Genomic DNA, 21375 nt, shown 5'->3' with positions numbered 1-21375 from the left:
ATATAATCCATGATTAATCTAATTTGGCTGCTCATGATTTTAATCGGATTTGTTTTTGCAGCCGTCAACGGCAATATCGAAGTGGTCACGCAAGCCGCTTTTGATGGGGCGGCAACGGGAGTCACGGTCTGTTTTGGACTGATTAGTGTGCTTGTGTTCTGGATGGGCATGATGAAAATGGCTGAAGATGCGGGTCTCCTGGCTCGGATTGCCAAGCTGCTCGGTCCGGTTGTGGGCTTCCTGTTCCCCGATGTGCCCAAAAATCATCCGGCGATGGGTTATATTCTCTCCAATATGAGTGCCAATTTGCTGGGACTAGGAAATGCGGCTACACCGATGGGAATCAAAGCCATGCAACAGCTGCAGGAGCTTAATCCGGACAAACAAACCGCTTCTCCTGCGATGTGCACCTTACTGGCTCTGAATACGGCTAGCATTACCATTATTCCGACAACGCTGATCGCCATCCGCTTAAACTATCATTCCGCCAATGCAACAGAGATTGTGGGAACAACATTGATGGCTACCATTATCGCTACACTTGCTGCTATAATCGCCGATCGCTGGTATCGAAACAGGGCTTTACACAAACCGCCGCGCATACAGAAAAGTGGCAATCCCGGCATGAAAGGATGAGCACCTTTGTTAACCTTCATCAACTGGATTTCCGTCTGGGCCATCCCGGTTATTATCGCGTTTGTTCCATTATATGCGTTTACCAAAAAGGTCCCGGTTTACGAATCCTTTGTTGATGGGGCCAAGGATGGTTTCTCCACTGCAATCAGTATTATTCCACATCTCGTGGGCATGATGGTCGCAATCAGCGTATTTCGTGCCTCGGGTGCACTGGATTTTGTGATTAGTCTGTTTGCTCCGCTGGTGTCCTGGATGGGTGTTCCGGGCGAAGTGTTACCACTCGGAATACTGCGTCCTTTAACGGGGACAGGCTCTCTGGCGTTTACAACCGATCTGATCAAAACCCATGGCCCTGACTCCATGATTGGACGTATGGCATCTACGATTCAGGGGAGTACAGACACCACGTTATATGTGCTGACTGTTTATTTTGGGGCTGTAGGCATACGTAACGGTCGATATGCACTCAAAGTAGGGTTGTTTTCCGATGTCGTTGGTTTTATTGCTGCCCTCGCCATTTGTTTGCTCGTTTTTGGTTAAAAGATATCTCCTTTCCTTCCGATATATTAGATATGCTAGAATAATAGCGGAGGAGAGTGAGACATGCAGAAGAGTTGGAAACGAATGCTCCGTGTCGGAATGTCAGGCGTGCTTGCTATTGCAATGCTCGCAGGGTCAACGGGGCTGGCGGCAGCTCAAGCCGTTCAGACGATACATTTTACAGGTTACTTCGATAAACAGCTGCGTGCACAAATGGCAGTCACAGCGGATTCTTTTCCAGTCGTGAATGTACGTTTGGTCAAGCAGGATGAACCCGATATGGTATATTATGATGTTGGTACCTCAATATTGATCTCGAAGGATGAAGTGCTCACGAATTATCATGTCGTTCAGAGTTTTGCTGAACTGTCTGATGGTGATGAAGGTACACTGACTGTTGCAAGTCCGGGTTCCCTTAGCAAGCCTGTAAAGGCGAAGATTATTAAGACAGATCCGGTCACAGACATGGCACTGCTGAAGCTGGACAAGGAAATAGACGCCCAACCGGTCGCATTTGCAAATGCAAGGGATAACCAGGTTGTCTATACGATTGGATTCCCCAAAAATCCTGCTGGTGATCTTGTCATCCTGGATGAAGATTTTCCTTCAACCTTCAATACGATAGCCAAAAGCAGAGTGTTTAGTTCCCAAGCTTTGGACGTCCCAGGTAAAAAGGGAATCGGCAGTATTGTGAAATCCATGGCCCAAGGTAATTCAGGTGGCCCTGTTCTGGATCAGAACAACCGGGTAATTGGTATGATGACATTTGTGTACGGTGGACGTACCTATTATATTACTTCCAAGACATTGCAGACTTTCATTAAAGAGAGTACCACACCTGCCAAAAAACAGGTTGCAGTTGCCGGCAAAGTTTCCAATTAAATGATTTGAGGAAAAGGCTTATCTTTACGCCATCTGTGTTCAACAGGTCGTGTAAAGGTAGGCTTTTTTTTGCGGCAATCTGGGGGAGGAAGGTAGCCAGAAATGGATATTCGTGTCTCCAGTTTACAAAATCCATGGATTATCCTTGTGATTTCCTTGCGTGATGGGTATCATTAGTGTGAGGTGACATGACAAACATGGAAAGATTACAAAAAATTATCGCACAGGCAGGCATTGCATCCCGCCGCAAGAGCGAGGAACTAATCCTGTCCGGCAAAGTAGAAGTTAACGGGGAGGTCGTAACCGAACTGGGTACAAAAGCGAACCCCGAAGAGGATATGATTACGGTTAATGGAAAACCGATCCGTAGTGAGAAAAAAGTGTACTTGATGTTAAACAAGCCAAAAGGCGTAATCACAAGTGCATCTGACCCGGAAGGTCGGAAAATTGTATCCGACTACCTGAAAGGTGTCAAGGAACGCGTATATCCTGTAGGTCGTCTGGATTATGACACAGAGGGCTTATTGATCCTTACCAATGATGGTGAGTTTGCACATTTGCTGACGCATCCTAAGCATCACGTACCCAAAACGTATCATGCAACGGTTAAAGGTGTGCCACATGGTACAGCTTTGGAGAAATTAAAGACAGGCATTATGCTGGATGACGGCATGACTGCTCCTGCAGAGGTAGAGTACAAAGATGTGGATACAGCGGCTAATGAGTCGGTCATTTCCATTACGATCTATGAAGGACGTAACCGTCAGGTTAGACGTATGTTCGAGGCAATCAACCATCCGGTAACCCGCCTGAAACGGATTTCGTTTGGTGGTATTTTGCTACAAAACTTGAAACGTGGTCTGACACGTCATCTGACCAAAGAGGAAGTCAACAACCTGATTACCCTCGCACAATCAGAGCCAGCCAAAAAAATGAAAAAAAGGTAATGTGAGGACACATAATTTTCATAAAACCGCCGCAGTTTTGTGACGAAATTCGCTATAATTGTTCATAGGATGTTCACAGTTGTCTTATACCAATAAGATGCGAATGCTACAGTCACTTAAAAGGGGAGCAGCACATGGGGAAATCAAGAAGAACGGTGCAAATCGTCATTTTGTTATTGATCCTGGTGTTGGGCGGATATGCGATTACCACATCGGTATCCGGCTCGAATGGCAAGCCAAAGGAAGGGGACAAATCTCCTTCTTTTGAACTGCTGGGCCTGGATGGTCAAGTTCATACGTCTGATGAGTACAAAGGAAAAGCGATGGTGATCAATTTCTGGGGCACATGGTGTGAACCTTGTGTTAAAGAAATGCCTGCACTTCAGGCCCAAGCTGACAAATGGAAGGACCAGGGAGTACAATTTGTCGGGATTAATGTTGGAGAAGACCAGATGACCGTGGATAATTTTGTACGGCAGGTTGGCGTTACGTTTCCAATCATGCTTGACCGGGACAAAAACTCGGTTCGTGATTTTGGGATCTCTCCCATGCCAACGACATTTTTTGTATCCGACACGGGCAAAATCTCTACCATTCATATCGGGCAACTTGATTTGGACACACTTGACGCTCAAATTTCGCAACTGGCGAAGCAGCCCTGACAGGAGGTCTATTCGTGTTCCAAAATACCAAATGTGAGTGCGGACACCAGAATCCGGTAGGCACTGTACTATGTGAAGCATGTGGGAAACCGCTGCTGGAGTCTGAAGCTAAATCGGATGAAGTGCTGGAAATGCGTTATGATGGCATGGCGCGCCGTTCACAGCGTAGTAATCCTAATATCATTGACCGCATATGGAACTTTTTTTCTTCCGTTAAAATTGCCGTCTATATGATTGTTTTTACGCTTGTAGGTTCTATGCTTGGCACGATCTATCCGCAAGAAAGTACATTTCTGAATATCGATCCCTCCGTGTACTACAAAGAAACATACGGTCAGTTGGGTCATATCTATTATCTGTTGGGTTTATCCCATACATATGAATCCTGGTGGTTTATTCTACTGCTGGTGCTGATTGGGGCATCATTGGTGATATGCAGTCTGGATCGCGTCCTACCGCTCTACAAAGCACTGAATAAACAGAGAATACGTAAGCATACGCAATTTTTGACAAGACAGCGTCTCGTGTACCAAGGTACCATCGAAGAGGCACCAGAAGACTGGATTAAGAAAGCGGTTACGCCGTTGAAAAAGAAAGGATACCGCGTGCACACCCAGGGGGATGCATTACTCGCCGAGAAACAGCGATTCAGTCGATGGGGCCCATATGTCATCCATATTGGACTCATTATATTTTTGCTGGCGGTGCTCGCACGAGGTCTTCCAGGTCTGAATTTGGACGAGCACGTCGCTTTTCCTGAAGGTGAGATCAAAAAGATCCCGAATACATCGATGTATCTGCAAAATGAACAGTTTAATGTTGAATTCTACAGTGAGGACGAAGTACCCGAGCAATTCCGTAACCTGAACAAGACCGTTCCAAAACTGTTTGAAACAAAAGTTGTTTTGTATGAATGTACAGCAGATTGTTCGGATCTCTCGAAGAAACCTCAGTTAGCTGAGGTAGCCAGACATGATGTACGCGTGAATCATCCATTGAATTATAACGGTCTGAAAGCATATCAGTTTGATTATGATCTAACACCCACCATTCGGTCCGTAACGCCTGATCTGGTCAATACAAAGACGGGTGAAGTATATGGGCCAATTAAGATCGATATGGTAGATACCCAAAGAACATTTGAAGCTGGTCCTTATAAGCTCACGGTAAAAGAAAAGTTTATGGACTTTGGATTGGATGAGAATGGTCAGCCCAAATCAAAATCGCCTTCACCTAATGCACCTGCTTTTCTCTTTCTCATCAAGGGACCGGATCTGCCCGAAGAGGGGATACAATATCTGTACTTTGCGAAGCAGATTGATAAACAACGGTTTCAACAAGATGCGATTAACCAACAGTTGATTGGAGCTGAGATTCCTTTACAGCTGGAAGTAGACAGCATGGACAAGGTCGATATTATTCAGTCCGTAAGTTATCTCAATATAAGAGTGGATAAGGCAATGCCTTTTGTGTGGGTAGGAGCCGGTATTGTTATGTTGGGTCTGGTCATGGGTTTTTATTGGCATCATCGCCGCATCTGGATTCGTTTTGATGATAAACAGCTCACCTTGGGTGGACATACCAACAAAAACTGGTTTGGCTTCAGGCGTGAAGTTGCGGCCGTCTTGAAACAGATGAATTTGGAAGTGGAAGAGAAGTCGTTGGATAACGGGGGGAATCAGGCATGAGATTATTGGATTTCAGCAGCGACGCATTTATCGTATCTTTCTTTCTCTATTGTGCTGCATTCTTGTTATATGCTGTCGCGGTCATGGGCAAAAAATGGAGTAATCGTGATCCTCTGGACCATATGAATCGCTGGGGTAAAAGAGCTTTCATCGCTTCGACTGTCGCCTTGGCGGCTCATATCGTATTTTTTGTAACCCGATGGGCTGGGGCAGGTCATATCCCGGTTAGTAACATGTATGAGTTCATGTCTTTTCTGTCCATGATGATTATGGTTGCATTTATTGTTGTATATGCCATATACCGCAAGTCATTACTGGGTTTGTTTGCGTTACCACTTACCATTATTATTATGGCGTATGCCGCTGTATTTCCTCAGGAGGTACAGCCATTAATCCCGGCGCTTCAGTCCATCTGGCTGAAAATTCACGTGACGTTGGCCGCGCTTGGTGAAGCATTCTTCGCCGTGGGTTTTGCCGCAGGGTTCATGTATTTGCTCCGTACTGTTGATTTCAGTGGTAAAGACAAGTCTTCAAGACGTCAACGAGGATGGGTTGAATTCACCCTAGTTACGATCGTTGTAGTCATCGGATTCATAGGAACGGTATTTGCCTTTCGTACAGCTGGTTACGAGGCGGTTTTTGTACAGAAAACGGTCAGCATTGACACAGAGGTACAGGAAAATAGTACAATAGAGAAAGTGATTTATCGCATGCCTCCGATTTTTGCACCATATAATAGCGAAGTGGAGAGCATGACACCGTTTCTTGGCATGAAAAAACCTTTACTTGAGACGCCTTCCTGGATGAACGGGGTAAATGCCGGGCGCAAGCTGAATACGGTGGTTTGGTCACTTATTGTAGGTCTGATCCTGTATGGAATTGTACGACTTCTTGTGCGCAGACCACTTGGACAAGCGTTACAGCCAATGATGGATGGAATCGATGCTGATGATCTGGATGAGATAAGTTATCGCGCGATTGCCATTGGTTTTCCGATATTTACGCTGGGAGCATTAATTTTTGCCATGATCTGGGCTCAGATTGCCTGGAGTCGCTTTTGGGGTTGGGACCCCAAAGAGGTGTGGGCATTGATTACATGGCTATATTATAGTGTGTATCTGCATTTGCGTTTATCCAGAGGTTGGCAAGGTCAGAAGTCTGCATGGCTTGCAGTTCTTGGCTTCCTGGTGGTTATGTTTACGCTGGTTGGAGTGAATCTGATCATTGCCGGATTACATTCTTATGCTGGAGCTGACTAGGACAGACTCGTATTGCAAAGGTTGAGTTTAGAAGCGGGAAACACAAATGTACCTTTTTATTGAAGGGTATTCAAATATTGTTCGCCAGATCGAACATAATAGAAGTGATGAGGAGTTATTGCAAAGGGGCTGGAGAGGCATGGCTGAACATGAGAATCGTATACTGGTCGTGGATGACGAAGAGAGAATCCGCAGGCTTTTGAAAATGTATCTTGAAAAAGAAGGTTATGAAATCGATGAAGCTGAGGATGGGGAAACTGCACTGCGTAAAGCAACAGCAGGGGACTACGGGCTGATTTTGCTTGATGTGATGTTGCCGGGTATGGATGGAGTTGAAGTGTGTACTCGTCTTCGTCAGGTGAAATCAACGCCGGTTTTGATGCTCACTGCAAAAGGTGAAGAGATTAACCGGGTTCAGGGCTTCGAAGTTGGCGCTGATGATTATGTTGTAAAACCATTCAGCCCGCGTGAAGTGATTTATCGCGTCAAAGCGATTTTGCGTCGAGCTTCCGCGACAGCTTATCTCTCCAAGGAGAGCAATTCGAGTAACAACATCGTGTTCCCGCATCTAGTTATTGAGCATGACGCCCACCGGGTAACCGCTGGTGGCGAAGAGATTAGTCTTACACCAAAAGAATATGAATTGCTGCACTACCTGGCAACATCTCCCGACAAAGTTTTCTCCAGAGAAGAATTGCTCAAAGATGTATGGAATTACGAATTCTTTGGCGATCTTCGTACCGTGGATACGCACGTGAAGCGTCTTCGCGAGAAACTTAACAAGGTATCGCCTGAATCGGCGGCCATGATTACGACGGTGTGGGGTGTGGGCTATAAACTGGAAGTACCGAAGTAGTTTTAGTTTCTGGAGATCACTGGTCGGGAAGTTATGGATCACTATTATCTGCCTTGTGGGTTGTGTACTTATAGCGCTGGGTCTCTTTTTGCTGCCCTACATTGATACGAACTTTGCAGAATCCGAATCCAGAGATATTAAGCGGTTGTTCACCTATATCTGTATTATCGGATTCAGTTTAACCACGTTTTTTGCATTGTTTCTATTCACCAAAATAACGCAGCCTATGCAGCAATTGATTCAGGCAGCCAATGCGATTCGCAAAGGGAACTACGGAACACGTCTCTCCCTGGTAACGAGTGATGAGATTGGTGAACTTGCCAACACATTTAATCATATGGCTGCCCAACTGGAAGATAATATTCGAAACCTTAACCATGAGAAGGAACATTTGGCGAGTGTGCTTCGCAGCATGACTGATGCTGTTGTTACATTCGATGGTGAAGGCAAAGTTATTCTGACGAATCCGCCTGGAGAGAAGATCATGCAGACATGGTATGATCTCGATTGGGCGAAAATGGACGAAGGACAAGAATCCGAGCAGTCTGACAAGACTTCGCGGGATGTACCTGAGCCCCTTCTTCCTTTGTTCAGAATGGTGATGGAGCAAGGCGGGGACCAGAACTCCAATGTTCACGTACAGCAAGGTGTCTGGTCTGTTCAGATGGCACCGTTGTACGCTGACAGTGTTGTCAGAGGGGCTGTGGCTGTTTTAAGAGATGTAACAGAAGAAGTGCGTCTGGAGAAAATGCGGCGTGATTTCGTGGCTAACGTATCTCATGAGATACGAACTCCGCTATCCATGATGCAAGGCTACAGTGAAGCCCTTTTGGACGGTATGGCAACCTCACCGGAAGAGAGCGAAGAACTGATCCAAGTCATTCATGATGAGTCTCTACGGATGGGCAGATTGGTTAAAGACTTGCTTGATCTTGCGCGGATGGAAGCTGGACACACGGACATGGTGATGAAGGAAGTTGACCTCGGAGAACTACTTGAACGTGTATATCGGAAGTTCTCTGTGCGTTCAAAAGAACAGGGAATTCAACTGCAATTTAAGTTCGAACAACCAACCATTGAACTTCAACAGGCAGATGAGGATCGACTTGAGCAAGTATTTACGAATTTGCTGGATAATGCGTTTAGACATACACCTACTGGCAAAAATGTAATGATCTCAGCCGAGCGGGTCACTTATCTTCGTGCTCCATTTGTCAGAGTTTCTGTGAAGGATCAGGGAGTAGGTATCCCTTCATCCGACTTGCCATTTATTTTCGAACGATTCTACAAAGCAGACAAGGCTCGTGTTCGGGGAGAAAGTGTAGGTACGGGGCTTGGTTTAGCGATTGTGAAAAATATTGTTGATGCGCATCAAGGCATGATTACCGTCAATAGTGTGCTTGGCGAAGGAACAGAGTTTATTTTGCAATTTCCTTTGGATTCATCGAAATAGCCTGAATTTCATACAAAAAGTGCGGAAACACCCTCTTATGGAGGGTGTTTTTTTGTTGAAGACTACCGTTTAATCTTGTTCAACGTGGAACAAGAATGGTCTTTTTTTGACTAAAAAGAGTGTCCAAGATAATTTTCCTTCCTATGTGACATAAGCTTGAAAAGCAAGCAAGATAGAGGAGGATTGAGTTAAGCATGTCCGATGATCGAAAAAGGGTCAATATTAAAGCTTTCCTGGAAGGCAGATCTTTTAGAGCAGGCTCTCCGTTTATTCCAATAACCACAAGCGAACTGGAGCAGTTTGAATCCATACTGCGTTCTTTGGCTGTGGCTATTCCTGCTGCAATTAGTCAGCCGACTTCAGCCAATATACTGTCATTACAGAATGGATTACGCCAGTTACTTACTTTTGTAAATCAATCCGGATTTCGTGCCGGAGTAAAGGCTGAATTACAAGCCGTATTGGAATTAACGATTGCAGGTTCAGAGGTTGTCCCTGTTCCTCTTATTAATCTCGCAGGTAACTTGCAAAACTTACTGGATGACTTGTTAAGTGTGACGCTGCTTCTGGAAGTACCTCCTGCAGAAAAAGATAAACTTGTGGGATTAATTCGATCGATCTCCATATCGCTAAGCCGTGCGACGACAACTCTTGGAACTGGAGGGATTACCGGACCAGCCGGCCCACAGGGAGTGCCAGGAGTCCCGGGGGTACCAGGTGTCCCAGGAGTCCCTGGGGTGAAAGGGGCTACTGGCACACCGGGAGGACTTGGACCAGTAGGACCGGTTGGCCCAGTTGGTCCACAGGGAGCACAGGGTCCGGCAGGAGCACCAGGTGTGGGTTTGAACAATATTACTGCATTTGATCCTGCACTGGGACCAACTTATGCTCAGGGCCAAGTAGTAAGCTACGAGGGTAGTCTTTATGTTGCCAATGTAAATGGTCCTTTGGGTACACCCGGAAGTTCTCCAGACTACACTCTTTTGCTGTCGGGAGGAACGACTGGAGTAACGGGAGCAACCGGAGCTGGTTTGACAGGAGCCGTGGCATTTAATCCAGCGCTCGCCCCGGGTTATCCAGCAGGTCAAGTCATTACGTATAACGGTAGTACTTACATTACGAGTGTAGCTGGTCCTCTAGGAACACCAGGATCTTCATCGGATTACACATTAATCGCTGCTGCGGGGGCGACTGGTGCAACTGGAGCCACAGGTGCAGGATTAAGTGGCATCGTGCCATTCGATCCCGCATTAGCACCAACATATCCAGCTGGACAGATCGTCACGTTTGGTGGCAGTACTTATATTACAAATGTCGCTTCGCCAACGGGTACGCCAGGAAGTTCTCCAGATTATACGCTGTTAGCAGGATCAGGAGTTACAGGTGTGACCGGAGCTACGGGCATCGGTCTCAATGGTGCGGTTCCGTTTGACCCTGCAGTAGCTCCAACATACCCAGCCGGCCAGGTCGTTACCTTTAATGGCAGCACGTATATAACGACTGTGGCTTCTCCTATGGGTACGCCAGGTACTTCGCCAGACTATACATTGCTTTCAGGTGCAGGACCTACAGGAGCCACAGGTGCATCAGGTGTAACGGGAGCAACAGGCGTAGGTTTAAGTGGTATCGTGCCATTCGATCCAGCGGTAGCCCCGACGTATCCAGCCGGTCAAGTCGTAACGTTTAACGGCAGTACGTATATTGCAAATGTGGCATCACCGACCGGAACGCCGGGGACTTCACCGGATTACACATTGCTTGCGGGCGCAGGAGCAACGGGAGTTACAGGAGCAACCGGCATTGGTGGAACGGGAAGTACCGGAGCTACAGGAGCATCGGGCGTAACAGGAGCGACTGGTGTGACCGGTGCAACTGGAGTTGGAGTAACAGGAAGTACCGGAGTCACAGGGGCATCAGGTGTAACGGGAGCGACAGGCGTAGGTTTAAGTGGTATCGTGCCATTCGATCCAGCGGTAGCCCCAACGTATCCAGTGGGTCAGGTTGTAACGTTTAACGGCAGTACGTATATAACTAATGTCGCGTCACCAACCGGAACGCCGGGGACTTCACCGGATTACACATTGCTTGCGGGCGCAGGAGCAACGGGAGTTACAGGAGCAACCGGCATTGGTGGAACGGGAAGTACCGGAGCTACAGGAGCATCGGGCGTAACAGGAGCGACTGGTGTGACCGGTGCAACTGGCGTTGGAGTAACTGGAAGTACCGGAGTCACAGGGGCATCAGGAGTAACGGGAGCGACAGGTGTAGGTTTAAGTGGTATCGTGCCATTCGATCCAGCCGTAGCCCCGACGTATCCAGCGGGTCAAGTCGTAACGTTTAACGGCAGTACGTATATTGCAAATGTGGCATCACCAACCGGAACGCCGGGGACTTCACCAGATTACACGTTGATTGCTGGCGCAGGAGCAACGGGAGTGACAGGAGCAACCGGCATTGGTGGAACGGGAAGTACCGGAGCTACAGGAGCATCGGGCGTAACAGGAGCGACTGGTGTAGGTTTAAGTGGTATTGTACCATTCGATCCAGCCGTAGCCCCAACGTATCCAGCGGGTCAGGTTGTAACGTTCAACGGCAGTACGTATATTGCGAATGTGGCATCACCAACCGGAACGCCGGGGACTTCACCAGATTACACATTGCTTGCGGGCGCGGGAGCAACGGGAGTTACAGGAGCAACCGGCATTGGCGGAACGGGAAGTACCGGAGTCACAGGAGCATCAGGGGTAACGGGAGCAACAGGCGTAGGTTTAAGTGGTATCGTGCCATTCGATCCAGCCGTAGCCCCGACGTATCCAGCGGGTCAGGTTGTAACGTTCAACGGCAGTACGTATATTGCAAATGTGGCATCGCCAACGGGAACGCCGGGGACTTCGCCAGACTACACGTTGATCGCTGGAGCAGGAGCGACAGGTGTGACGGGTGCAACTGGAGTTGGAGTAACGGGAAGTACTGGTGAAACAGGAGCGACTGGTCTTGTAGGGTTGACTGGGGCGACGGGGATCACAGGAGCCACGGGACTAAGCGTAACGGGATCTACAGGAATAACTGGAGGAACCGGGGCAACTGGTGAAACAGGAGCGACTGGTCTCACAGGGTTGACTGGGGCGACGGGAATTACAGGAGCCACGGGATTAAGCGTAACAGGAGAAACTGGAGGAACTGGGGCAACTGGTGAAACAGGAGCGACCGGTGTTGCAGGGTTGACTGGGGCGACGGGAATTACAGGAGCCACGGGATTAAGCATAACAGGAGTAACTGGAGGAACTGGGGCAACTGGTGAAACAGGAGCGACTGGTGTTGCAGGGTTGACTGGGGCGACGGGAATTACAGGAGCCACGGGATTAAGCGTAACAGGAGTAACTGGGGCAACTGGTGAAACAGGAGCGACTGGTCTTGTAGGGTTGACTGGGGCGACGGGAATTACAGGAGCCACAGGAGTAAGTGTAACAGGTAGTACTGGTGCTACAGGGGAAACAGGATCAACAGGCGTAACGGGATTGACTGGCGCAACGGGAGTAAGCGTAACAGGTGTGACAGGAGCAACGGGAGTCGGCATAACCGGAAGTACCGGAGCAACTGGTGTCACGGGGGAGACCGGAGTCACAGGTATAACCGGTGCAACGGGAGTCGGCGTAACGGGAAGTACCGGAGCAACTGGTGTTACGGGGGAAACCGGAGCTACAGGTATAACGGGAGCCACGGGAATCAGCGTAACGGGGAGCACCGGGGCAACTGGTGCGACGGGGGAAACCGGAGCCACAGGTATAACAGGAGCAACTGGAGCCGGCGTAACGGGAAGTACCGGGGCAACTGGTGTTACGGGGGAAACCGGAGCGACAGGTATAACGGGAGCCACGGGAATCGGCGTAACGGGGAGCACCGGGGCAACTGGTGCGACGGGGGAAACAGGAGCCACAGGTATAACAGGAGCAACGGGAGTCGGCGTAACGGGAAGTACTGGAGTAACTGGTGTCACTGGTGAAACCGGAGCGACAGGTATAACAGGAGCAACGGGAGTCGGCGTAACGGGAAGTACCGGGGCAACTGGTGCGACTGGGGGAACAGGAACCACAGGTATAACAGGAGCAACGGGAGTCGGCGTAACGGGAAGTACAGGAGTTACTGGTGCGACGGGGGAAACCGGAGTCACAGGTATAACGGGAGCAACAGGAGTCGGCATAACGGGAAGTACCGGAGCAACAGGCGCGACTGGGGGAACAGGAGCCACAGGTATAACGGGAGCAACGGGAGTGGGCGTAACCGGAAGTACAGGAGTTACCGGAGCAACAGGTGCAACCGGAACATCTGTAACATCTAACTCGGCTTTTGCTGAGAACACTAATGGTACGATTGTTGTAATATTGGGTGGTACACTCGTTCCATTACCGAATAACCAAAATATTGGCACAGGTATAACCGTCAATGGGACAAATGACACCTTCACACTGACCAACGCAGGTCGCTACTATATCTCATACAAAATAAATCTGACAGCTGCACTTGCTATCCAATCTAGGGTTTTACTTAACGGTGCAGCAATTCCAGCGAGTGTAGTATCTCCAGTACTTTCTCTCAGTCAGCTGCAGTCTGACTTTATGGTTACCGTTACCGCTGGTTCAACAATACAGTTACAATTATTCGGGCTTGTTGGCGCAGCCGTTCTGTCTCCTCCGGGGTCTACACTAAACATTATTCAGTTAAGTTAATAGTTCGATTCGTATTAGACTATTTCCATTGACCAAAAGAAGCGGAGTTCATATGGGGGTGATGGGCACCCCTTTTCCAATTCCACAAATATTTTGTTTGCAAACTTCATCACCGATATTTCAGCGGGTACAGTCATACAATTCCTTACGACAAAAAAGACGGGAACCACTAGGGTCCCGTCTTTCCTTTTACATTTAGAAATATATTTGATTATTCCAGAACAATTTCAACAGCAGTATTGATTTCAGGCAGTGCAGCAAGCTGCACAAGCACATCTTTTGGAACAGCTTTATCTACGGTCAGAATCATGATTGCTGCACCACCAATAATTTTACGTCCAACCTGCATGGATGCGATGTTGACATCGTTTTGTCCAAGCAGAGTTCCTACACGTCCGATAATACCTGGTTTATCGTTGTGGGAGATCAAAATTTGATGACTTTCCGGTGCGATATCTACCGGGAATTTGTCCAGACGAACAATACGTTCTCCATAACCTGCAAGCAATGTACCTGCTACACGACGTTCCTCAGCATCCTGAGTTGTAACCAATGTTACGGTAATCAGGTTAGTAAATCCTTTAGTTGTTGAGGTTTGGCTTACAACCACATTTAGATCACGGATTTTGGCCAGATGCATGGAGTTAACGATGTTGGCTTCCCCACCCAAATGTCTGGCGAGAATCCCTTTCACAATGTAACGTGTGAGAGGAGAAGTATCTACTTCAGAAAGTTCACCAGCATAGTCGATCCGAATCTCCTGCACTGCATTTTGTGTAATCTGTGCTGCAAAACTACCCAACGTTTCACCCAGTTTGAAATACGGCTGCAATTTGTTCATCACGGTTGGTGCAACAGCCGGCATGTTAACTGCGTTTTTAAACGGTTCGTTACGCAAAATGTGAAGCACCTGTTCCGACACATCGATAGCCACGTTCTCTTGCGCTTCTACTGTGGACGCACCAAGGTGAGGCGTAACGATAATGCTTGGGTGATTCAGGAACGGGTGATCAGCGGCTGGCGGCTCGCTTTCGAATACGTCAAATGCTGCACCAGCAACAATACCTTGATCAATGGCTTCGACAAGTGCCATCTCGTCAACTACACCACCACGAGCACAGTTGATGATACGCATGCCTTTTTTCATCACTTCGAATTGTGGACGTGAAATCATATGCCGTGTTTCCGGTGTTAATGGTGTGTGAACGGTCATGAAGTCCGCATTGCGAATGATATCATCTACACTAGCCAGCTTCACTTGCAGCTTCTCGGCACGCTCCTCCGTGAGGAACGGGTCGTAAGCAAGAATGTCCATTCCAAATGCTTTGGCGCGCTTGGCAACTTCACTACCGATCCGTCCCATACCCAGTACACCGAGCGTTTTATTTCTTAATTCCACACCCAGGAAGGTTTTACGATCCCACGTACCCTGAATAGTCTTGGCATATGCCTGAGGAATGTGTCGTGCCAATGCCATCATCATGGCAAACGTGTGCTCACAGGTTGTGATGGTATTGCCATCAGGTGCATTAATAACGATGATACCGCGCTGTGTAGCAGCTTCCAGATCAATGTTATCTACACCAACACCTGCACGTCCGATTACCTTAAGGTTGGTACCAGCCGTCATAATACGATCTGTAACACGAGTCTGGCTGCGAACCAAGAGGGCATCATATTCACCAATAATGGCAACAAGTTCATCTTCACTAAGACCGGTTTTCTTCTCAACAACAACATCATTTGCATCCACCAGTTGCTGGATCCCCAGATCACTGATTGGGTCCGACACTAACACTTTGTACATGGTTTCTTCCTCCTTAGGTATGTGTATCTATATCGTCAAGGTCTGACCTCAGCGAAGAGGTATTCCTTAAAACCAGATTGATTCTTCCGCCCAACAACGCGGTGTCGCAGCAGAGGGGGAAGGTGAAGCAAATAGAGTGATCCCACAGATATCCTTTAAAATAAATCAAAAAACTCTCAATCCACATACTGCTTGCGCAATAAGGGACGAGAGTTGTCGTGGTACCACCCTAATTCACCGCCGTTTCGCAACGACAGTCTTAGCGGTCAATGAAGACCGAAGAGGATAACGGGTCTAAACCGATTGCACCTACTCCAATTTCAATGCAATAACTCAGGAGCGCTCAAGACCATTTGCCTGCCACCGATTCACACCTACCATCGGCTCTCTGTAAGACGAAGCAACGTCTTTTTTCCATCATCGTGTTTAACGTGACTAATTTTTCATAATGTATCATGGCTGACATGAGCATGTCAATAGGCTTAAATGTTTTAAAATGTTTTGCAGATGTCTTTAGATTCACACATAAACAGAGTCACCATAAGTAATACAATAGTTAATATACCTATCACAAGAAGATGGAAAGTAAGCTGTTTGGTGAACTGAATTTTACTGCTTTAATGAAGTAATGGCACGGACATATAACCAGGACTTGGGGCAGGCCTTGAACCTAATTGGTTTTTTGGCTATCATTTAGTATACTATCCGATTGGACAACGTAATTGTTATCCATCAAATTTAACTCAAGAGGACAGACGCATCCGATGAAAAAATTCAAGTTTCCCAAGTTCAAGATTCAGAAGGCTGAGCCACAGCAGCTTACCGAGCGTTTGCTTTTAATCAATCTATACTTTACACAAGGTCTGACACTGATTATCGGAGTTGTGTGGATCTTATTGCAGAAACGAAACTTGTTAGATGTACTCGCATGGCCTGACAATTACCAATTTATATGGTGGGGTCTGGGTCTTGCAGGAATAATGCTTGTTATGGACTTGGTACTGTCGTATGTTATACCTCAGGAAAGCATGGATGACGGTGGAATTAACGAGATGTTGTTCCGTGGGCGTCCGATCTGGCACATTGTATGTATAGCAGCCATTGTTGCTGTGTGTGAGGAATTATTATTCCGTGGAGCCATCCAACATGCCATCGGTCCTTACTGGACAAGTATTTTATTTGCAGTTATCCATATTCGTTATTTGCGCCACTGGATTCCAACAGGCTGGGTGTTTGTCTCAAGTTATGGATTGGGTTGGATTTACTTGCAGTCCGGCACATTATGGGCGCCTATATTATGTCACTTTATTATTGATTTGGTGTCCGGATTAGCGATACGTTTTCGGAGGGGATCATGAATCAGCCATTAAGTAGAATGAAGACATATGGCAGTCAGCGCCATCGTCAATCGGATAAAAAAGAGAAATCCGAGCATCAGGTGGCTTCTCAAGTAAGCATCGTTGCTGAAACGGCAGCAGCTGCTGAGGTTGGCGGAATCACACCAATTACTTCCGTTTCTTTACCTAGATCACAGCGCAAGCCCTATACAGAAAAACTGGAAAGTCCAGTACTTCCTCAAAGGGCACCATCACGCTCCAAAAAAACGCCAAATTCAACGGAAGAATCGATCCCCGAAGCGGGTTCGCTTCCTACACGGACAGAATTACATCCTTCACGTCGGTTAAAATTGAGCAAGAGGTTTGTCAATTCACTCATTTTTATTTTTGTCATGTTAACGATTAGTCTGGTTTGGTGGGGGGTTGAAGGGGCACCCGCTCTGAATACGTTCCTTCCCTTGCCGTGGTAATACTTTTACTCGCAGGTTTAATCATTTTGATGGGAGTTTTACTACTTTTTCATATGTGGCGTGAAGCCCATATTCATCAAATGATTGAAGAAGAGGTTGAAGTGCCTCATCTGCCAACATCCTTTGACGGGGCTATGATTTTGTATGTATCCGACACGCACAAGCGCAAGTTGAAGCAGAATGATCTGGCAAACGTTAAAAACAAGGTGGACTGGGTTCTCATCGGCGGGGATGTTGCGGAAAAAGGAATCTCATGGTCTTTAGTTAGACATAACATGAAAATTTTATCGAACATTGCTCCTTCATTTACGGTGTATGGCAACCATGACAAGAGGGCTGGTACCGCTCAACTTGCGCGAATCCTTCGAGAATCGGACGTTAAGCTCCTGCAGGATAATGTGGAATATCTGCAAAGGGGCAACGACAGATTGAGCCTGATCGGCATAGACTATCGTTCCAAACAGGGCGATGTATTACTACAACAGATTGGTAACCGTTTATGCAAAATTGCTATCGTTCATGATCCTTTGCAGGCTCTTCGCTTGGAAGAAAATGCAGATCTTATTTTAAGCGGTCATACACATGGCGGACAATTGGTTTTGCCATTTTTCGGACCTGTGTTCCTGAGCAAAGCGTATCGTCCCGTATCGAACGGGTGGTACTCCCTGAAGCGAAGTCCGGAGGACATTCACCAAGAAGGCAAAATGCTTGTTAGCAGAGGATACGGTACAAATCATCTTCCTCTCCGACTAAGTTGTCCTGCGGAGATGCATATCATCACGTTAAGAGTGCCCGCGGAAAAAGCACTCACATAAAACAGCCTTGATCCAATGGATCAGGGCTGTTTTATTTTAATGCGCAAAATTACAATTTAACGAGCTTCCAATTCAATTGCACGCGGATCAACAAAGGAATAACCTTTCTTTTCGAGCTTGGTCAGCAACTCATCCAATGCTTCAACCGTCCATGGCAACTCATGCATCAAAATATTGCTTCCGGGATTTAACTGGTCCAGTACATTTTGAATGACTTTTTCCGGTTTGTCTTTGGTGCTTTTATCCCAATCGAGAGAACCATTAGACCAAGTCATATATAACATGCCATTTTTCTTCACAGCAGCCTTCAGTGCATCATTTCCCGAACCAAAAGGTGGACGGAAGAATTGCGGTTCCTCACCAATGGTATCCTTCACTATTTTTTGGACATCTGTAACCTGTTTTGCCGCCTCAGCGTTGGACATTTTTTTGAGATCCTCATGATCCCAGGCATGATTGCCTACAATCTGACCCCGATCATGTATGAGTTTGAGTAATTCCGGATGGCTTTTCACCCGATATCCATTGACGAAAAATATCGCTTTAGCGTTATGTTTATCTAAAGTGTCGATCAGTGAAGTAATCATTTTTTCTTCTTTGGGTCCATCATCAAAAGTTAACAAGACCACTTTGCTTGGGCTCGCTTCATCGTTTGGTTTAATATAATAATTTTCATTCATATGATACGTCTTTTCCACTTTCTCTTCTGTAGAAACCTTCTCCGAAGATTCAGGTTCTTCTTCTGTCACAGTTGAATCTTCCGTTGAAGACTCGGGCACACCAGTTCCGGGTTCTCCTGTTTCAGTTGGGTTAGAGTTACCTTGCTCTTCTTGAACTGTGGTAGTTGATTCGCCCGCTGGTGTGGAATTATCAGATGTTTTTTCTTCCGCTGTCCCACAAGCTGACAACAGCAAACTTGCAGCAATGATCAATGCGGCGGTATGTCTAAACATGATTTCAACTCGCTTTCCTGTAATTATACGGAATGAGATCGCTCACTACCGCAAACACTAAATATGATTTTAACACTTGAAGGAGGTTGGTGTAATGAAGGCTTCATCCTTTTTTTGGGGCATTGTCATTGGTGTTGCAGCCAGTTCATGGCTGTCCAAAGGCAAATTGCCCATGATGTCATCGGGTTCATCAAGAAATATGATGGATCAGGCAAAACATAAGATGATGGAAATGACTTTCCCGGGTATGGACGGGTTCACAAGCAAGCAAAATCAACATGGTGAATCCCACAAAAATCCGGCAGCAAAGACCGCAAGAGCGATCACACCGCAGGAAAAAGAAGCGAATATGAGCATGCTCAAAGATTTTATTCGCACCAATCCCGATGTGAAGCATGAAGTTGAGCAAATTTTAAGCCAAACAAACACAACAGTACCGGGTTTATAAACCAAAACCTCCAATTAGAATCATCCACAGTCTTGATTTGCTGTGGAATGATTCTTTTTTTGTCGATTTTACTTCGTGCATTTAGAGGTATAAAATGATAACATAACTACATAGATTTATTTTCAGCACATATTGTTTTGTGCTTCATAATCTGTTATAAGACTTGCTTATAAAGGGGAGATCCTGTATGAAAATAGAACGACTAAGTCACGATAAGATACGGATTTTCCTGACCTTTGACGATCTGAGCGAGCGCGGAATACAAAAAGAAGATATGTGGCAGGAAATACCTAAGGTTCATGAACTGTTCACTGAAATGATGGATCAGGCCTATTCCGAACTTGGATTTGATGCCACAGGTCCACTCGCTGTCGAAGTATTCGCACTTCCCGCTCAAGGGATGGTTGTCATTGTCACACGTGGAAAATATGATCCGCAACAATATGGTTTAGGTCATGAAGATGATCTTCCTGAAGAAGTATATGAAATGGAAGTTACACTCGAGCAAAGCGATTCCATTGTTTATGCATTCAAGGACTTTGAAGTGCTCATTGAAGCTGCACATATGTTGCGTCAGCATGTTACGGATGCTGGGAGACTTTATTCCTATAAAGACAAGTGGTTCTTGCATTTGGAGCCAGATGAGGTAGATTCCACCAAACATGCGGCATTGATTGCCTTGCTTGCTGAATTTGGCGAAGGCTCCTCAGTTACTCCAGCAGTCATGGAAGAGTATGGTAAGGTTGTTATTCCTGCACAAGCGATTGATGTTATCTGCACCCACTTCAAACGCCAGGATTAATCTCTAGTTGTAATCGCGTCTTTAGTCAGAGGAGGGAATTTCGGTGCTTTTGTTTTCGGTCTTAGCGGCAGCAGTTGCTCCGGGTCTCGCCTTGTTAACATACTTTTACCTGAAAGACCGTTATGATTATGAGCCACTTCATATGGTATTGCGTGTTTTCCTCATGGGGATTCTGATGGTACTGCCTGTGATGATTATTCAGCGTGGCATGATGATGTGGCTCGGGGATAATCCTTATCTTGAGGCCATTATGATCTCAGGTGGTGTGGAGGAATTCGTTAAATGGTTCGTACTTTATCATATCATCTATAATCACACCGAATTTGATGAGCCGTATGACGGGATATTATATGCAGTCGCTGTTTCACTTGGATTTGCCACTGTTGAGAATGTGTTGTATGCCTTTGCGGGGAATGCATCCGTCTCAGCCATGTTCCTTCGGGCACTGCTCCCTGTTTCAGGGCACGCTATGTTTGCGGTAATCATGGGTTATTATATGGGTAAAGCCAAGTTTATCGGTGGTAAGAAAAAGCGGTGGTATCTGGTTCTTTCTCTGGTGTTACCTTTTTTCTGGCATGCATTGTACGATGTCATCATGAACACCATGGTGAATCATTGGTTGTGGTTTATAGCGCCGCTAATGGCGGGCCTGTGGTATGGGGCAATGGGTAAAATCACACGAGCTAATAACCGTTCTCCTTTTCGTTTTGTGAAGCGGGAGGAAGAGGTTAAATTATAAAAATACGGACACACTGGTGGACATAAAGCGCATATTGCGCCTATGACTCCGGTGTGTTTTTATTTTTACATATAAACTCCCGGGGAATGACCGACAGAAACGGAGATCGTTGTGATGAGAATTAAAATTAAAATCAGATGCAAACAATGCGGTGAACGATTTACATTACGAGGCAAGAAAGATCGGGGCCGGATTGAGACGGGATTCAAGCAGTGCCTATGTGATAACAGAGACCAGTTCGAAATTGAAGAAGAGGGCATGGCAACTGGGATTCAGCTGAATTAAAAGGAGGACCCAAACGCTACTTTAGCAGCCTGCTTGTGTAAGGACTGGAAATCGCATGCATAAGAGATC

19 protein-coding genes and 1 other annotated feature are annotated in these 21375 nt (G+C 46.6%); of the genes, 17 read left to right on the top strand and 2 right to left on the bottom strand.

The window, feature by feature from the left end; all coding sequences use genetic code 11:
- The first annotated feature begins 9 nt into the window (after positions 1 to 9).
- The 10 genes from MHI48_RS19465 to MHI48_RS19420 all read left to right on the top strand — a co-directional run bounded on the left by MHI48_RS19465 (position 10) and on the right by MHI48_RS19420 (position 13650).
- On the top strand, positions 10 to 636 hold the full coding sequence (locus MHI48_RS19465; RefSeq protein WP_036607746.1) for a nucleoside recognition domain-containing protein: 627 nt from the start codon (positions 10 to 12) through the stop codon (positions 634 to 636).
- Between the two features lie 6 nt (positions 637 to 642).
- Positions 643 to 1176: a spore maturation protein gene (locus MHI48_RS19460; RefSeq protein ID WP_017687658.1), complete on the top strand. Its 534-nt coding sequence runs from the start codon at positions 643 to 645 to the stop codon at positions 1174 to 1176.
- 63 nt (positions 1177 to 1239) lie between these two features.
- Positions 1240 to 2058 (top strand): serine protease, encoded by an 819-nt coding sequence (locus tag MHI48_RS19455; protein WP_036607743.1) that lies wholly within the window; start codon positions 1240 to 1242, stop codon positions 2056 to 2058.
- A gap of 197 nt (positions 2059 to 2255) precedes the next feature.
- Positions 2256 to 3005 (top strand): pseudouridine synthase, encoded by a 750-nt coding sequence (locus tag MHI48_RS19450; protein ID WP_036607741.1) that lies wholly within the window; start codon positions 2256 to 2258, stop codon positions 3003 to 3005.
- A 134-nt stretch (positions 3006 to 3139) separates the two neighbouring features.
- Positions 3140 to 3667, top strand: a complete 528-nt coding sequence (locus tag MHI48_RS19445) for a redoxin family protein (protein ID WP_036607739.1) — start codon at positions 3140 to 3142, stop codon at positions 3665 to 3667.
- Between the two features lie 14 nt (positions 3668 to 3681).
- Positions 3682 to 5355 carry a cytochrome c biogenesis protein ResB gene (locus MHI48_RS19440; protein WP_036607737.1) on the top strand — a complete coding sequence of 558 codons (1674 nt, stop codon included), beginning with the start codon at positions 3682 to 3684 and terminating at the stop codon, positions 5353 to 5355.
- On the top strand, positions 5352 to 6614 hold the full coding sequence (ccsA, locus tag MHI48_RS19435) for a cytochrome c biogenesis protein CcsA (protein WP_017687663.1): 1263 nt from the start codon (positions 5352 to 5354) through the stop codon (positions 6612 to 6614). The genes MHI48_RS19440 and ccsA overlap by 4 nt, the downstream gene beginning before the upstream one ends.
- A gap of 139 nt (positions 6615 to 6753) precedes the next feature.
- On the top strand, positions 6754 to 7470 hold the full coding sequence (locus MHI48_RS19430) for a response regulator transcription factor (protein WP_036607918.1): 717 nt from the start codon (positions 6754 to 6756) through the stop codon (positions 7468 to 7470).
- A 55-nt stretch (positions 7471 to 7525) separates the two neighbouring features.
- Positions 7526 to 8923: a HAMP domain-containing histidine kinase gene (locus MHI48_RS19425; RefSeq protein ID WP_017687665.1), complete on the top strand. Its 1398-nt coding sequence runs from the start codon at positions 7526 to 7528 to the stop codon at positions 8921 to 8923.
- 194 nt (positions 8924 to 9117) lie between these two features.
- Complete coding sequence (locus tag MHI48_RS19420) at positions 9118 to 13650, top strand: BclA C-terminal domain-containing protein (protein ID WP_339194357.1); 4533 nt, start codon at positions 9118 to 9120, stop codon at positions 13648 to 13650.
- A gap of 211 nt (positions 13651 to 13861) precedes the next feature.
- Here the strand turns inward: MHI48_RS19420 and serA are convergent, their stop codons facing one another.
- Positions 13862 to 15457, bottom strand: coding sequence for a phosphoglycerate dehydrogenase (serA, locus tag MHI48_RS19415; RefSeq protein ID WP_017687669.1), 1596 nt, complete (start codon positions 15455 to 15457; stop codon positions 13862 to 13864).
- 199 nt (positions 15458 to 15656) lie between these two features.
- Positions 15657 to 15887: a binding site (T-box leader), on the bottom strand.
- Between the two features lie 334 nt (positions 15888 to 16221).
- Here serA and MHI48_RS19410 point away from each other — a divergent pair.
- Genes MHI48_RS19410 through MHI48_RS19400 form a run of 3 tightly spaced genes read left to right on the top strand, consistent with a single transcriptional unit; the run spans position 16222 to position 18079 of the window.
- Positions 16222 to 16815, top strand: a complete 594-nt coding sequence (locus MHI48_RS19410) for a CPBP family intramembrane glutamic endopeptidase (RefSeq protein WP_036607728.1) — start codon at positions 16222 to 16224, stop codon at positions 16813 to 16815.
- Positions 16812 to 17264, top strand: a complete 453-nt coding sequence (locus tag MHI48_RS19405; protein WP_076317422.1) for a hypothetical protein — start codon at positions 16812 to 16814, stop codon at positions 17262 to 17264. Before MHI48_RS19410 ends, MHI48_RS19405 begins: the two co-directional genes overlap by 4 nt.
- A 53-nt stretch (positions 17265 to 17317) precedes the next feature.
- The gene (locus MHI48_RS19400) at positions 17318 to 18079 is read left to right on the top strand and encodes a metallophosphoesterase (protein ID WP_405141493.1); all 762 of its coding nucleotides are present in this window, start codon (positions 17318 to 17320) and stop codon (positions 18077 to 18079) included.
- Positions 18080 to 18135: 56 nt separating this feature from the next.
- On the opposite strand, the gene MHI48_RS19395 is transcribed toward MHI48_RS19400, so the two are convergent.
- The gene (locus MHI48_RS19395) at positions 18136 to 19032 is read right to left on the bottom strand and encodes a polysaccharide deacetylase family protein (RefSeq protein WP_076317425.1); all 897 of its coding nucleotides are present in this window, start codon (positions 19030 to 19032) and stop codon (positions 18136 to 18138) included.
- Between the two features lie 94 nt (positions 19033 to 19126).
- Here MHI48_RS19395 and MHI48_RS19390 point away from each other — a divergent pair, with 94 nt between their 5' ends.
- The 4 genes from MHI48_RS19390 to MHI48_RS19375 all read left to right on the top strand — a co-directional run bounded on the left by MHI48_RS19390 (position 19127) and on the right by MHI48_RS19375 (position 21306).
- Positions 19127 to 19480 carry a hypothetical protein gene (locus MHI48_RS19390; RefSeq protein ID WP_036607724.1) on the top strand — a complete coding sequence of 118 codons (354 nt, stop codon included), beginning with the start codon at positions 19127 to 19129 and terminating at the stop codon, positions 19478 to 19480.
- A 187-nt stretch (positions 19481 to 19667) separates the two neighbouring features.
- Positions 19668 to 20282: a genetic competence negative regulator gene (locus MHI48_RS19385; RefSeq protein ID WP_017687675.1), complete on the top strand. Its 615-nt coding sequence runs from the start codon at positions 19668 to 19670 to the stop codon at positions 20280 to 20282.
- Positions 20283 to 20325: 43 nt separating this feature from the next.
- Positions 20326 to 21021, top strand: coding sequence for a glutamic-type intramembrane protease PrsW (prsW, locus tag MHI48_RS19380; RefSeq protein ID WP_017687676.1), 696 nt, complete (start codon positions 20326 to 20328; stop codon positions 21019 to 21021).
- Between the two features lie 114 nt (positions 21022 to 21135).
- Positions 21136 to 21306 (top strand): hypothetical protein, encoded by a 171-nt coding sequence (locus MHI48_RS19375; protein WP_164783335.1) that lies wholly within the window; start codon positions 21136 to 21138, stop codon positions 21304 to 21306.
- Positions 21307 to 21375: the final 69 nt, after the last annotated feature.

Origin of the sequence: Paenibacillus sp. FSL H7-0942, from assembly GCF_045040715.1 — a bacterium.
GTDB lineage: Bacteria > Bacillota > Bacilli > Paenibacillales > Paenibacillaceae > Paenibacillus > Paenibacillus amylolyticus.
Note: the sequence above shows the minus strand (reverse complement) of the source record. Positions and strands in the feature narration are given on the sequence as shown.